Genomic DNA, 13,468 nt, shown 5'->3' on the forward strand with positions numbered 1-13,468 from the left:
GACCATGCTTAGATCACGTCGGCCTCTGGTCGTTCACAGGGCCGGCCAAAACCGATGTGGTGCCTCGGCGGGTGGGGAATACGGGTCCCAGGGTTCTAGACTGCGGAATCATGGCCGTACAGATTTCACCCAGTATCCTGACCGCCGACTTCGCGCGGCTGGCCGACGTGGTCGCCCAGGTGGGGGACGCCGCCGACTGGCTGCACGTCGACGTCATGGACAACCACTTCGTGCCGAACCTCACCATCGGCCTGCCGGTGGTGGAATCGCTGGTCAAGGCGACCGAGTTGCCGTTGGACTGCCACCTGATGATCGAGAACCCCGATCGCTGGGCGCCCGGCTACGCCGAGGCCGGGGCGGGCAGCGTCACGATCCACGCCGAGGCGGCCAAGGCGCCGGTCCGGACGCTGCGCGAGATCCGCAGGGCGGGGGCCAGGGCCGGGTTCGCCCTCAACCCGGGCACGGCCGTCCAGCCGTACGAGGACCTGCTGCCCGAGATCGACATGCTGCTGGTGATGACGGTGGAGCCGGGGTTCGGTGGGCAGGCGTTCCTCGACATCATGCTCCCCAAGATCCGCAAGGCGCGTGAGCTGATCGACAAGCACGGCGGCGAGGTCTGGCTTCAGGTGGACGGCGGCGTCTCGGCCAAGACGATCGAGCGCTGCGCCGAGGCGGGCGCGGACGTCTTCGTCGCCGGCAACGCCGTCTACGGCTCCGACGACCCGGCCCGCGCCGTCCGTGAGCTGCGCGCCCAGGCCGAGCGCGCCGCCTCCGCCACCTGACCCGGAGGCCCCCGCGGGCCGCCAGGGTTCGCGCGACCGGCCCCGCCCCCGGCTCCCGGGCGCCGGTTCCTTCACCAGCCAGCGAGGGTGTGGTGTCACGGGCGGGGCGTGACCAGGTCCGGCTACAGCCCGACGATCGCGTCCACCAGCAACAGGCCGGCGGGGCGTGGTCTCACGGGTGGGGCGTGACCGGGGCGAGCCACAGGCCGACGATCGCGTCCACCAGGCCGGTCGCGGCGTCGTGCCAGCTCGCCCGGGGCGTCGGGGTGCCCTCGGCGAGAGCGCGCTCGCGTTCGGCGTAGATCTGCACCATCAGCAGGCGGGCCATGTCCCAGCGCTCGGCGCGCACCTCGGCCGGCAGGTCGGGCAGGCACCGGCGCAGCCCGTCTAGGGCCTGGTGCAGCGACGGCGAGGCGAGGGACTCCTCGGCCATGATCGCGCGGAGCGTCGGGTCGGTCATCACCTGGGCGCCGAACCGGGCGTACCAGGTGGGGCCGCCCAGGGAGGCCAGGTGCTCGGCGATCGGGCGCACCAGGCAGTTCACCCAGTCGCGGACGTCCGGGTTCTCGCCCGTCTCGTCGAGCATCCGCAGGCGCACCGCCTCGATGCGCCCGGTGTGCTTGCGGACGATGGCGCGCACCAGGTCGGCCTTGGTGCCGAAGTGGTAGCCGACCGCCGCGTTGTTGCCCTGCCCCGCGGCCTCGCTGACCTGGCGGTTGGACACGGCGAACACGCCGTGCTCGGCGAACAGCCGCTCGGCCGCCGCCAGGATCGACTCCCGTGTCGCGCCGACCCGCTCCGCCCTTACCGTCCTGCCGGCCACGCTCACCACCGTACCGGGATCCCGGAGAACGGGCGGCCCGTCGCCTGGCCACCGTCGCCTGGCCTCATCGCGTCCTCCTTCGAGCAAGACCGCGGTTGTCGGCCAGTTAAGTGGGGCTGCTAATTTAAGTCAAGCGACTGCTTTAAATTGTTGCTCCGGTCGCGAGCATCCGCACCTTCCTCAACGGAGGCCTCGCCATGCCCCATGTCCCCGCCGAACCCGCCGGGGCATCCTCCCCGCCGAGGGCGAACACCATCGTGGCGGTGCTCGCCCTCGCCGGGATCACCGTCTCGCTGATGCAGACCCTGGTCATCCCTCTGATCCCCCAGCTCCCGGCGCTCCTCGGCGCCCCGGCGTCCGACACCGCCTGGGCGATCACCGCCACGCTGCTCGCGGGCGCCGTCGCGACCCCGGTGCTCGGACGGCTCGGGGACATGTACGGCAAGCGGCGCATGCTCCTCACCAGCCTCGCCCTGCTGGTGGTCGGCTCGGTCGTCGCCGCTCTCAGCGACAGCCTGGCGCCCATGGTCGTCGGGCGGGCCCTCCAGGGGCTCGCGGCCGGGGTCATCCCGCTCGGCATCAGCATCATGCGGGACGAGCTGCCCGCCGAACGGCTCGGCGCGGCCACCGCGCTGATGAGCGCCTCGCTCGGCGTGGGCGGCGCGCTCGGCCTGCCCGCGGCGGCCCTCATGGCCGAGCACGCCGACTGGCACGTCCTGTTCTGGACGTCGGCGGGGCTCGGCGCGCTCGCCTGCGTGCTCGTGCTGACCCTCGTGCCGGAATCGTCGGTCCGCAGCGGCGGCCGTTTCGACGTGGCGGGCGCGGCCGGGCTGTCGGCCGGGCTGGTCTGCCTGCTGCTGGCGATCTCCAAGGGCGCCGACTGGGGCTGGACCAGCCCCGCCACCGCCGGGCTGATCGGCGCCGCGGTCGTCGTGCTGGCGCTGTGGGGCGTGTGGGAGCTGCGCGCCGGGGAGCCGCTGGTGGACCTGCGCACCACCGCCCGCCGCCAGGTGCTGTTCACCAACCTCGCGTCCGCGGTGTTCGGGTTCGCGATGTTCGCGATGTCGCTGGTGCTCCCGCAGCTGCTGCAGCTGCCGGAGGCCACGGGCTACGGGCTCGGGCAGTCCATGCTGGCCATGGGCCTGGTGATGGCCCCCTCCGGCCTGGTGATGATGGCCACCGCGCCGGTGTCCGCGCGTATCTCGAAGACCAGGGGCCCCAAGGTCACGCTGATGCTCGGTGCGCTCGTGGTCGCCGCCGGGTACGGCGCGGGCGTCGTGCTGATGTCCGCCATCTGGCAGCTCGTGCTCGTCTCCGCCGTGATCGGCGCCGGCATCGGCCTGGCGTACGGGGCGATGCCGGCGCTCGTCATGGGCGCCGTGCCCGTGTCGGAGACGGCCGCCGCCAACAGCCTCAACACGCTGATGCGGTCCATCGGCACCTCGGTCTCCAGCGCCGTGGCCGGCGTCGTTCTGGCCCAGATGACGATCGCGCTCGGCCCCGTCACCGTCCCCTCCCAGGACGGCTTCCGCGTGGTCATGGCCATCGGCGCGGGCGCCGCCCTGGTCGCCCTCGGCGTCGCGGCCTTCCTGCCCGGCCGGCGCCCCGCCTCGGCCCCTCCGGCGGCGCACACCGTCCCCACGGTGCCCGCCGAGGCGGCCCCGTAACGCGAAGCGGGGGGCGGGCCGCAGTGGCCCACCCCCCGCCGTGTGTCAGGCGAAGGCTAACCGCGCAGCTGCGCGATCAGCGCGTTCGCGTCTCGTACCAGGACCTCCCGGGCCGCCCGGTCGGTGACCTTGCGCGGGTCCCCGGCGAGGCCGGCGAACTTCTCCAGCTTCTCGATCGCCTTGCCGGTCCGGCCGCGGTCCGCCTCCTTCTTGGCGTTCGCGAGCTGGTCGGCGAGCGAGTCGTCGCGCACCTTCCCGGCCGCCGTGAAGGACCTCAGGAGCGCGTCCAGATCGGCGAAGGACGTCGTGACCTCGAAGGCGACGCTCTGCTCGGTCGTACGGCCCGCCTTGTCCTTCGCGGTGACCTTCAGCGTGTGCGCGCCGAGTGGCAGCGTCCACAGCGGCACCGCCTGGCCGGAGGCGATCGCGCGGCCGTCGATCTCCGCCGTCACGCCCGCCACGCCCGACACCGCGTCGGTCGCCGAGAAGACGGGGGTGATCGAGGCCGAGTCGCCGTACTTCTTCGCCTCCACGCCGCTCACCGACAGCACCGGGGCGGTCTTGTCGATCTTCACCGTGACGGTGCCGACCGGCGAGACGTTGCCCCCGTTGTCGGTGGCCCGGTAGCGCACCTCGGTCGTGCCCTCGGTGCTCAGCGTGATCGGGTTGTTGGCGTTCAGCCAGGTCGCGCCGCCGTTGATCGAGTACTGCCGGCTCGACACCGTACCGTTGTCGGTCGCGGTGACCGTCAGCGTCACGTTGCCGGTGTACCAGCCGTTCTCACCGGTGGGCTGCGCGGGGTTGAGCGTCGCGGTGACCGTCGGCGGGGTCTTGTCGGCCACGCCGTCACCCACGAAGGTGAACGCGTCGACGTCGACGCCGCCCGTCGAGGTGACGTACAGCCTGCCGCTGCCCGTGGGCGCGTTCTGCAGCCCGGTGGTCACGGTCTGCCAGCCGGCCCCGGCGGGCACCGTGACGGTGGCGAACGGGGCGGCCGTCGCCGAGCCCCAGCGCAGCGACAGGGTGCCCGCACCGCTGGCCCGGGTCTTCACCGACGTGATCCCGGCGAAGTTCACCGGGTCGTAGGCGATCCAGTCGCCTGCGTCGAACGAGGTGATCTTGTTCAGTCCTGACGCCGTGCTGTCCGCCGTCTTGGTGACGCCGCTGGAGTCGTCGGCGTGCTCGGCCTGCATCAGCTTCGGGTTGAGGATGAGCGCCGTGTCGCCGGTCGCGCCCGGGATGCCGTTGGCGCCGTTGTCCTTGTAGCTCACCACGACGACGCCGAAGATGTTCTCGGTCACGCCGTGCTCGGGCGCGTCCACGGGGGTGACCCACGCGCCGGTGCAGCCGGTGCCGGTCGACATCGGGTGGGCGTGGGTGTCGTGGCCGAGGCCGAACGTCCACTGCACCCGGCCGCAGACCGGGTTGTTGCCGTCCTCGCGGTCGCTGACCGACACCTGGAACGGAACGGCGTCGCCCCAGTCCATGAAGGAACCGTCGCCGGGGGTCGTGAGCTCGACCTTCGGCGCGGTGTTGCCCACGGTGATCTCGACGGAGGCAAGCCCGAACTTGCCCTGCGCGTCGGTGACCCGCAGCCGGGCGAAGTACTGCCCGACGGCGTCGTAGGTGTGCGAGGCCGTCACACCCGTGGCGTCGAACGACCCGTTCCCGTCGAAGTCCCACTCGTAGGTCAGGTCGCCCGGCTCGGCGTCGGTGGACGCCGCGCCGCTGAAGTCGACCGTGAGCGGCGCCGCGCTGCCCGACCTCGGGTCAGCGGTGATCTTCGCCTGCGGCGTCTTGTTCCCCGGCGCGTAGTCGATGCGGTACAGGCCCGCCTCGGGGTTCTCGCGGAAGAAGCCGTTGCCGTAGTCCAGCACGTACAGCGAGCCGTCCGGGCCGAACTCGATGTCCATCGGGCTGTCGGTGATCGGCATCGCCATCGTCTGCAGCTCGCTGTTCGGCAGGAACTGCTCGATCTTGGTCACAGGGCCGTTGGCGTCCGGCATCGTGAACGCGGCGAGGTAGTCCTGGGAGAACTCCGCGAAGAAGTACTTCTTGTCCCAGTACGCGGGGAACTTCGTGGGCGAGGGGTTCTGCGCGTCGTAGTGGTAGACCGGCCCGCCCATCGGGCCCTGACCGTTCTGCTTTAGGTCGAAGTCGGTGAGCCCGGCCCACTCCGCGGGCTGGTGGGTGTTGTTGTCCCCGTAGTAGAGGGTCGAGGGGAACGCCGGCGGCACCGAGGGGAGGCCGGTGTTCCACCGGGAGTTGTTCTTCGCCCCCGCCGCGCAGTCGAACCACTCACGCGGGGTGGAGGTGGCGAAGTCCCATTCGTTGTAGTTGAAGTTGTGCCCGGTGCAGTACGGCCAGCCGGCGTTGACCGGTTTGTCGATCGGGACGGCGTTCCACTCGACGTACCCCATCGGGCCGCGGGCGGGGTCCGGGGCGCCGGCGTCCGGCCCGTAGTCGCCCCACGAGACCGTGCCGTTGACGGGGTCCACGTCCATGCGGAACGGGTTGCGCACGCCCATCACGAAGATCTCGGGACGGGTCTTGGCGGTCCCCGGCGCGAACAGGTTCCCCTGCGGGATCGTGTACGAGCCGTTCTCGGCGACCTTGATGCGCAGGATCTTGCCGCGCAGGTCGTTGGTGTTGCCCGCACCGCGCCGCGAGTCGAACCCGGGGTTCATACCGGGCGCGTCGTTGTTGGGCGCGAAGCCGTTGGCGCCCGGCGCGCTGGCCGGGGTGTTGTCACCGGTCGAGAGGTAGAGGTTGCCCTCGTCGTCCCAGTCGAAGTCACCGGCGACGTGGCAGCACTGCCCGCGCTGCGTCTCGACCTTGATGATGACCTGCTCGGTCGACAGGTCCAGGGAGTCGCCGGTCCACTTGAACCGGGAGAGCTGGTTGTAGCCCTTCCACTGGTTCCAGTACGACTCGTCGGCCCCCGCGGGCAGCGAGTTCGGCGCGGAGCCGGTGGGGGTGGACGGGGGGTAGGGCGCCGTCATGGTCCTCGGCGCGTAGTAGACGTAGACCCACTTGTTCTGGGCGAAGCCGGGGTCGATCCCGATCGTCTGCAGGCCGTCCTCGGAGTTGCTGTACACCGGGATGGTGTTGACGATCTTGGTGATGCCGGTCGAGGGGTCGGTCAGCCGGATGTCGCCGGTGCGCGCGGTGTGCAGCACGCGCTTGTCGGGCAGCACGGCGAGGTCGATCGGCTCGCCGACGCTCTTGGTGAGGGTGATCTTCTCGTAGTTGGACCAGACGGTCGCGGGATCCTGGTCCAGCGAGGCAAGAGCGGGCGCCACGGGCGCCACGAACGGGAGCATGAGGGCGGCGAGCGCGCCGCCGAGCAGGGTTTGGCTAAACTTCAACGTCTGCGCCTCTTCTTCGGGGGGCTCAGCAAAGGCGGGCCGCCACGCGCGCCGCTGCGAGGAACACGTGGCGGTCCGCCGTAAAGGCGGGGGCTCAGCCCCGAAGGGCCGCCATGTTGGCGTAGCTCAGCTCGGCGTACTGCAGGGACTGGCCCGGATTGGCCGTGCCGCCGGGGGCGTTGTCCTGCTCGTACATCGGGTTGTGGGAGCCCTTGGCGCCCACGCCACGGAAGAACGCCGCGTAGTCGATGTCACCGGTGCCGAACGGCACCATGTCGTAGCCGTTGCCGGTCGCCGTGTTGGACTTGCCGTCCTTGGCGTGGAACAGCGGGAAGCGCTTGGTGTTCGGCCGGACGACCGACAGCGGGTCGAAGACGTCGGTCCGGACCGAGCCGTCGGGCGCGGTGTACGTACGGTGCTTGTACTGGGCGACGTGCGCCCAGAAGATGTCCATCTCCAGGTAGACGACCTTGGGGTCGCTGATCGTGAGGAAGTACTCCAGCCGGCGGATGCCCGAGGAGCGGGTGGGGCGGCCCTGCGCGTCCAGCGGTCCGCTGTCGAGCAGGAAGCTGTACGCGACGTCGTGGTTGTGCGTGTACAGCTTGAGTCCCGCGTCACGGGCGATGGCGCCGAGGGCGTTCCACTTCTCGGCGGCCTTGTCCCAGTCGGCCTTGTAGGCGCTGCCCGTGGGGTCGTTGCCGGTCCCCATGTGGTCCATGCCGAGGATGTTGGCGATCTCCAGGTGCTGCTTGAACCGGTCGAGGTCCGGCTGGGTGAAGGGCCACGACCCGGGGATGAAGCCGTGGTTGCCCTGCGCCCGCAGGCCGTTGTCGTCCAGCCAGCCGCGCAGCAGCCGGGCCCCCGCGACGCTCTCGAGGTTGGCGCCGCCCTCGGAGTTCGCGTGCTGCCCGTACCCGGCGAACTCGACCTGGTGGTAGCCGATGCGGCCGAGTTCCTCGAACACCCGCCGGAACCCGGAGGCCAGGGGGGTGGAGTTCGGGTCGCGGGAGATCGCGTCCCGGACGGTGTAGAGGATGATGCCGCGCCGCGGCGGCGGAATCAGGACGCCGTTCGGGCTGGTGGCCGCGTGGGCGGCCGACGCGGCCCCGCCCACGGCCGTCACGGCGGCCGCCGCGGTGATGCCGGTCGTGGCCGCGAGGAACTGGCGCCGGTTCAGGCCCAGGCCGCGGCGCAGCGCGCCGCCGATCTCGAGCTCTTCTTCGTATGCACTCATTGCGTTGTACTCCCGCCTTACGCGTGGGTAGTGATCTCGCTCGTCCCCCGAGTGCGTGTGTGGTGCCGGACTCCTTTCCGCCGCGGGAACCGGGGCTCCCGCGGTGCTCACCACTCCGCGGCGCCAGGCCCGTGCGAGTCGTCCCTGTGGCTCACTCGGGGCCCTTGGTACTGTGCGGAGAACTTGGCGTGGAAGTTACGCGTCTTTTGCCTGATTTGGAAGGACTTTCGCGCTAACAATTTGAACTTTCCACTACCCCAGGACAAAGGCGTGCTTTCGCATCCTGTGTCCGTTTTGTGCGTTTTGTGCATTAAACGCCGACAATGCGAACTTTCGGTGGCTCGGCGTGAGCGGGTTCCCGCCTGCGGCCACCCCGGAGATCGGCTGTGGCAGTGAATGGGACGCGGTCTGGGCCCGCCCCGACCCCGTACCGGCCGTCCCGGGCCCCTTCCTCGCCCGCCCACGCCGGGACGACGGGCCGGCGCTCTCCCTGCGCAGGGGCACTTTCTTCGATCTGTGACGGACTTTTGCTTGCCATCGGCGGAAGGTCCACCTAGTATCGCGACGTGCGGACCGGAGAACGTCCGGTCCGGCCAACGGAGGGTGCCATGGATGCCGACCGGCGCCGCCCGCGACCAGAACGGCCGCGACGACCCTCCTCCGCCCCCGCCCGCACACGAACCAACGGCCTCCGCCCTCGGAGAACGCCCGGCCAAGCCGGGAGAACGGTACGCGAGGAGAAGCCGGATGACCGAGTTCATCCCCCTCGCCCATCTGCCCGCCGACTCCCCGGAGATCGAGCTCTCCACATCGTCCGGCCTCATCGATCTGGCAGGTGGTGTTCGAGCGTCTCTGATCAGCTAAGCGATCCTGTATCAGACGTGGTGTCTGGGATGGTTTCCCACCGTGGTGGGGAGGCACGGGCGTGGAGGTGGAATCCCGCGCCCAGTGCTGCCTCCGGCTTCTTCGACGTCATCGAGATGATCTGGTCAGATCTCGGTTATCCAGACGAACGAGCGACGGCCCCCTGCGCCAGCAGGGGGCCGTCGGTGTTTTGTGAATGTCGCCGGAGCGGGAACGTACGCTAAGCGCGTTCGCCCAAGTCAGCCAGATGTCAGACTTCTTAGTAGGCGGCGAATGAGGAGGTCCGGTCGTTCCAACCGTAGTAGCCGAGATTGTCCAACCACATTCCACTTTGGAGCCAGAGAGATGATCCGCCCCACCTAATGTGCTCCCAGAGCATTACCCCTTCACCGGATAGCGCCGCTGCGGTCGAGGCCTTGTCGTTCCAATCGCTGCAGAAGATGTCGATGGGGGCGCCGCACTGCATGCGCTTCTGAGTTAGGTCCGGCCACCCATAACCGGCAGGGACTGAGAGCCGAGAGCCGGCACTGCCGGGGTGCTCGTAGATCACTCCTGTGCCCCAGCGCTCCGCACTTGATTGGGCTTTGGCGGCTTGCGCCTGGGTGAACTCCCGTGGCTGGGCCAGCGTGTGCGCTGGACCGCCCTGCTCGCTCACGAAACGCTCGAAATCGGCGGAGTTGGTGAAGGTGGCCAGGCGCCCGTGCGGACCGTCGCCTCGAAGTACCGCCATGTAAAGGGGCTGCCCGTTGTATTTGGTGATGGTAGCCGGATCGACCGGCTTGCCGTCGATCGTGAGTGGCACACGCGGTACCTGATGCACGATCGGCCTGTCAGCGGGAGCCGTCGGGGTCGGGTCGGCCGGGATCGGGGCGGCCGTGGTGGCAGCGGGGGTCGGATCGGCGCTTGCCATGCCGGCCTGTCCCACACTGGCGATCATGGTGAGCATGGAGGCGATGCCAATGGCATGGATCCGGAGGGTCCGCAAACGCATTTTCTCTCCTCGATGAGGTCGGGAGCGGGGCCAATCTGCCTGCGGCTTTACGCTTGAGATTCCTTTCGACCTGCTTTTCGGTCTGTCTGCGCGTATAGGGAGCATGGCGTGCTCTTATGGTCGGTAAAGCTGGACCAGAAGACGGGAAGAAAAATCGAATTACGCAACGTCCCAGCGATGTGCCAGCCGCAGGTCTCGAGGCCTATCCCATCGTGAAGGGGGCGGCTCCGGAGATGACAGTGCCTGTTGCGCCACCTTGAGGTGACTATTCACCTCACGACATGAAGGCGGGCACCGACAGGTTGCCGAGCAATGCGTCGTGAAGCGCTTGGGCAGCGCGTTCTTGCGGACGGTGGCGATGCAGCCGCGGATGGCCAGGAAGATCCGGGCTCCTTTGAGCGTGCGGAAGCCGCCGCTGACCTTGGTCTTCGTCTTGATCACCCGGATGGCCCGCTCGGCCACGTTGGTCAATGCGTGTACCAGTCGGCATCCGCGCCGCGGACCCTGCTGCCACTCGACACCCGAGGGTGTGTCGGCCGGCTTCAGACCTCCGATGTCAGACCCGAGCGTGATCGTGGTTCAGCGGAAGGGGGCGGATCTGTTCACCTCTCGCTTCGCCCGATGATTCGATCGCCGCCTGGGTTGATGATCACGGTCTTCATCGTTGTGTGGGTGGAGGGCTCAGCACGGAGTCGACGGCCATGTAGAGGGTGTCGGTCTCGGACTGCAGGACGGATTCCTTGGTGGGCAGGGCTCGTTCAATCGAGAGTCCGTTGAGCACGGTGTTCAGGAACCTCGCACGTCGAGTGATGTCACCGTCCGGTAGCGCACCCTCATCAGCGAGCGCGGAGAGCCAGTACTCGACGCGTTGCTGTGCTTGGCGTGCCATCGCGAAATGCGCCTCGCGGGCTGCGCTTGTCGGCTCGCTGGCGAGGAATGACTCGTACGTCTTCCTCCAGGCCTCCCGCGCCCGCTCTCCCACCTCGACGGGCGCGAGCACCTGGCGAAGACACTCGACCAGGCGGTCGCGCGCGGGAATCGAACGGTCGTGGATCGGATCGCCGGGGGCCACCAGGTCGTAGATCCCGGCAAGCACCGTGTCCAGCAGGACACGTTGCGTCGGGAAGTGGTACCGGAGCGAACCCGTGCTGACGCCGGCCCGCGCGGCGACAGCTCGAACGCTCAGCTGTGCCGCGGGGTTCTCCCCGAGCATGGTCGCCGCTGCGATCAGAATCCTGTCGCGGGAGCTGCGGCTCTCGTTCTCCGAATCGGCCATCCTTCCCCTCCCGCTCTCGGACTAACACGTCGTACTAGCACGCTGTGTTAGCATGACGGCGGCTCTAGCACAGCGTGTTAGAGCGTACTGCGTTTCCGTGGGAAGGAGTGGCATGGCCGGGCAGTGGCGGCACCGCATCGCGGCCGCACGCATCAAGCCGGGAGATGGGCGATCGCTCAAACGCTACCGTGGTGGCACATACCGCTCGCCCGCGCGCTGTTCTCGCTCCCGCTCTCACGCCCCGACGGCAACCGGGAGTCCTACGCCATCGACCTCTGGGGTTTCGGTAATCCGAGCAGCGGAGAGGTCATGGCACATCTCTACCTCGACGGCAGGAACGTCGCGCAGTCGAAGCTCCCCGCGGCGTTTCCCGTTCCCGGTGGGGTCATCGAAGTGGCGAAAAGCAGATTCGGGATCAAACGCTGCCACTACGTCGCCACCGACGGCACCGAACACCAGCTCGTGCCCGACCCGGCGTCGGCCGAAGGACGCCGGGCCCGACTTGACCGCGATCACCCTGCGGTAAGCCACCTGATCGGATGGCTGTCGATCATCATGCTCGTTATCGGCCTGGGGTTGAATCTGCTGCAGCTCCTCGAACCGATCTCCCGGATCCCCCCGATCGCCGAGTCCGCCGGAACCTTCGCGTCGCCCCTTCATCTGCCGATCTGGCTCAATCTCGCCCTCGCGCTCGGGGCCGCGTTGGGCAGCATCGAGCGGGCATTACGACTGCGCTACCACTGGCTACTGGACGCAGGCGGCAACTGAGGACGCCCCGCGTCATGCCGCGGTGGCGTTTCATCTCGTCCTCGCCACCGGCAGACGGTGGACCAGACCCGGCATCCTCCCTAACCCTTGCGGCGCTCATCCCCCGCGCCTTGCGTCACCGCGTTCATCTGCCCTCGCACGCGGCGCAACGGGCCGGTACCAACTCCCGCTCGCGCACCCCGCACCCTCATCCACGAACAGTCAGGAGAAAACCGTGAACCGCCCTCGGGCACCGTTCCAGATCATCCGAACCGAACTCCGCGCGTACCTCGCGATCAATGCCCTGGTCTATGGGGCGTTCCTCCTCGGCATGGGGCTCGCCATCGTCTTCCCCGACCTCCACGCCGCACGGACCGCCTCATTCGCGACCAGCGACCAGGGGGCGCTGGCCCAGACCGTGGCTGCGAATCCCTGGATCTTCGGCACGGCGATCTTCCTGATCAACGTGTTCCCGACCGCGCTGCTGCTCATCGTGCTGCCCTCGCTCCTGATCCCTTTCGCGGGCCTGGCGGTATTCGCGGTCAAGGCGATCGACCTGGGAGTCATGCTCGCGCCCGTCACCCGGGAATCGGCGCTGATGCTCATCCCGCATTCCCTGACCATCCTGATCGAGTTCCAGGCGTACGCACTGGTGGCGTTCGGGGCCTACCTACTCGGCAAGTCCTGGCTCCGGCCAACGAGCGTGGGCGCCACGACTCGTCGTCAGGCTTACCTGCGCGGGCTGAGCCGACTCGGCCAACTGGCGCTCCCAGCGCTCGCGCTCTTCGTCATCGGCGCCGTGTACGAGGTGATCGAGATCTACCTCCTCGTGCCGCGCGTGCTCAACATCTGAGGTAGCAGGCGCCCAGGCCCGAGCAGGGGGCAGAGCCGAGACTGCTGGCGCGCAGCAAGAACATACGCCGTACACGAATGGAGAACCTGGATGAACCAGCAGCCAGCCGGCCTCCCCGGCGGTCCATCACCGTCGCCTCGATCACCTCATCATCGGAGGCGCCGGTGTAGGCCTGCATGATCAACGCCAGCGCCGGCTGCGCGCGCGATCAGGAAGAGGTGCCACAAACCCGCCCCAGATGACCGGCGCTCTAGATGTACTCGGCCAGCGGGTCGGTGACACGTCGTGAACGATACTCACCAGATGTTCGTGAAGCAGGGCACCATCAACGGGGGATCGATCAAACCATGAGTGATCTCGTGAGATTCACGATCCCGGCCGGCTTCATATCGTCGCGAGTCGCGCTGACCTCCGAGGAACTGGTCTGCGGGTACCGGAAAGGCTGGCTTTCGTCGGCGGCGCTCGTGGAACTCGCCCGGGACGTATCCCTGGACCTGCCTGATCTGCCGGACGAGGACGAGATGCTGTATCTCCTGCCGAGCGAGGTCGAGGAGAAGGTGAGGGAGGCCGTCTCGTCGTGTGACGACGTGGACTGTGACGATCCGGAGATCAACAAGGTCTGGGGATACCTGGCGCTCGCGCGACTCAACGAGCGCCGGGACACGGTCTCCGGCTTCTTCGACGTCATCGAGATGATCTGGTCAGATCTCGGCTATCCAGACGAAATGGAGCCGTTCATCTACTACATGCCCCCGCCTCCGGGTGAGGAGTTCGGCGAGCCGGCCATGCTGCGGAGGCTGGAATCCTACCTGGCGGAGCGGACGAGATGGTACGGGGTACGCGGGGGCTCTTCGCCGGAATGA

12 protein-coding genes are annotated in these 13,468 nt (G+C 68.6%); 6 read left to right on the top strand and 6 right to left on the bottom strand.

Annotated elements, in window-relative coordinates; translation table 11 throughout:
- Positions 1-110 precede the first annotated feature (110 nt).
- On the top strand, positions 111-782 hold the full coding sequence (gene rpe, locus AB0H21_RS08740; RefSeq protein ID WP_358513590.1) for a ribulose-phosphate 3-epimerase: 672 nt from the start codon (positions 111-113) through the stop codon (positions 780-782).
- Positions 783-954: 172 nt separating this feature from the next.
- Here the strand turns inward: rpe and AB0H21_RS08745 are convergent, their stop codons facing one another.
- Complete coding sequence (locus tag AB0H21_RS08745; RefSeq protein WP_358513592.1) at positions 955-1,605, bottom strand: TetR/AcrR family transcriptional regulator; 651 nt, start codon at positions 1,603-1,605, stop codon at positions 955-957.
- A 197-nt stretch (positions 1,606-1,802) separates the two neighbouring features.
- On the opposite strand from AB0H21_RS08745, the gene AB0H21_RS08750 reads away from it, so the two are divergent.
- Positions 1,803-3,272 carry an MFS transporter gene (locus AB0H21_RS08750; protein WP_358513594.1) on the top strand — a complete coding sequence of 490 codons (1,470 nt, stop codon included), beginning with the start codon at positions 1,803-1,805 and terminating at the stop codon, positions 3,270-3,272.
- A gap of 56 nt (positions 3,273-3,328) precedes the next feature.
- Here the strand turns inward: AB0H21_RS08750 and AB0H21_RS08755 are convergent, their stop codons facing one another.
- Together AB0H21_RS08755 and AB0H21_RS08760 are read right to left on the bottom strand one after the other, a co-directional pair.
- Positions 3,329-6,640: a PQQ-dependent sugar dehydrogenase gene (locus tag AB0H21_RS08755; RefSeq protein ID WP_358513596.1), complete on the bottom strand. Its 3,312-nt coding sequence runs from the start codon at positions 6,638-6,640 to the stop codon at positions 3,329-3,331.
- Positions 6,641-6,734: 94 nt separating this feature from the next.
- Complete coding sequence (locus AB0H21_RS08760; protein WP_358513598.1) at positions 6,735-7,874, bottom strand: TIM barrel protein; 1,140 nt, start codon at positions 7,872-7,874, stop codon at positions 6,735-6,737.
- 346 nt (positions 7,875-8,220) lie between these two features.
- On the opposite strand from AB0H21_RS08760, the gene AB0H21_RS08765 reads away from it, so the two are divergent.
- The gene (locus AB0H21_RS08765; protein WP_358513600.1) at positions 8,221-8,394 is read left to right on the top strand and encodes a hypothetical protein; all 174 of its coding nucleotides are present in this window, start codon (positions 8,221-8,223) and stop codon (positions 8,392-8,394) included.
- A gap of 603 nt (positions 8,395-8,997) precedes the next feature.
- Here AB0H21_RS08765 and AB0H21_RS08770 read toward each other — a convergent pair.
- From AB0H21_RS08770 to AB0H21_RS08780, 3 genes are all read right to left on the bottom strand, one after another.
- Positions 8,998-9,729, bottom strand: coding sequence for a hypothetical protein (locus AB0H21_RS08770; protein WP_358513602.1), 732 nt, complete (start codon positions 9,727-9,729; stop codon positions 8,998-9,000).
- 159 nt (positions 9,730-9,888) lie between these two features.
- Positions 9,889-10,200, bottom strand: a complete 312-nt coding sequence (locus tag AB0H21_RS08775; protein ID WP_358513604.1) for a hypothetical protein — start codon at positions 10,198-10,200, stop codon at positions 9,889-9,891.
- Between the two features lie 187 nt (positions 10,201-10,387).
- Entirely contained in the window at positions 10,388-11,005 is a 618-nt protein-coding gene (locus AB0H21_RS08780) for a TetR/AcrR family transcriptional regulator (RefSeq protein WP_358513606.1), read from the bottom strand.
- A 309-nt stretch (positions 11,006-11,314) separates the two neighbouring features.
- On the opposite strand from AB0H21_RS08780, the gene AB0H21_RS08785 reads away from it, so the two are divergent.
- The 3 genes from AB0H21_RS08785 (at position 11,315) to AB0H21_RS08795 (ending at position 13,468) form a co-directional block, all read left to right on the top strand.
- Entirely contained in the window at positions 11,315-11,773 is a 459-nt protein-coding gene (locus AB0H21_RS08785) for a hypothetical protein (RefSeq protein ID WP_358513608.1), read from the top strand.
- A 214-nt stretch (positions 11,774-11,987) separates the two neighbouring features.
- Positions 11,988-12,605, top strand: coding sequence for a stage II sporulation protein M (locus tag AB0H21_RS08790; protein WP_358513610.1), 618 nt, complete (start codon positions 11,988-11,990; stop codon positions 12,603-12,605).
- A gap of 347 nt (positions 12,606-12,952) precedes the next feature.
- Complete coding sequence (locus tag AB0H21_RS08795; protein WP_358513612.1) at positions 12,953-13,468, top strand: DUF2247 family protein; 516 nt, start codon at positions 12,953-12,955, stop codon at positions 13,466-13,468.

The sequence above is a fragment of the Sphaerisporangium sp. NPDC051011 genome, assembly GCF_040653595.1.
Classification (GTDB): domain Bacteria; phylum Actinomycetota; class Actinomycetes; order Streptosporangiales; family Streptosporangiaceae; genus Sphaerisporangium.

What these genes read in the sequence shown, in the direction of transcription:
- rpe (WP_358513590.1), top strand. Translation starts at nt 111, where the DNA reads ATGGCCGTACAGATTTCACCCAGTATCCTGACCGCCGACTTCGCGCGG.
- AB0H21_RS08750 (WP_358513594.1), top strand. Translation starts at nt 1,803, where the DNA reads ATGCCCCATGTCCCCGCCGAACCCGCCGGGGCATCCTCCCCGCCGAGG.
- AB0H21_RS08760 (WP_358513598.1), bottom strand. Translation starts at nt 7,874, where the DNA reads ATGAGTGCATACGAAGAAGAGCTCGAGATCGGCGGCGCGCTGCGCCGC.
- AB0H21_RS08770 (WP_358513602.1), bottom strand. Translation starts at nt 9,729, where the DNA reads ATGCGTTTGCGGACCCTCCGGATCCATGCCATTGGCATCGCCTCCATG.
- AB0H21_RS08780 (WP_358513606.1), bottom strand. Translation starts at nt 11,005, where the DNA reads ATGGCCGATTCGGAGAACGAGAGCCGCAGCTCCCGCGACAGGATTCTG.
- AB0H21_RS08785 (WP_358513608.1), top strand. Translation starts at nt 11,315, where the DNA reads ATGGCACATCTCTACCTCGACGGCAGGAACGTCGCGCAGTCGAAGCTC.
- AB0H21_RS08795 (WP_358513612.1), top strand. Translation starts at nt 12,953, where the DNA reads ATGAGTGATCTCGTGAGATTCACGATCCCGGCCGGCTTCATATCGTCG.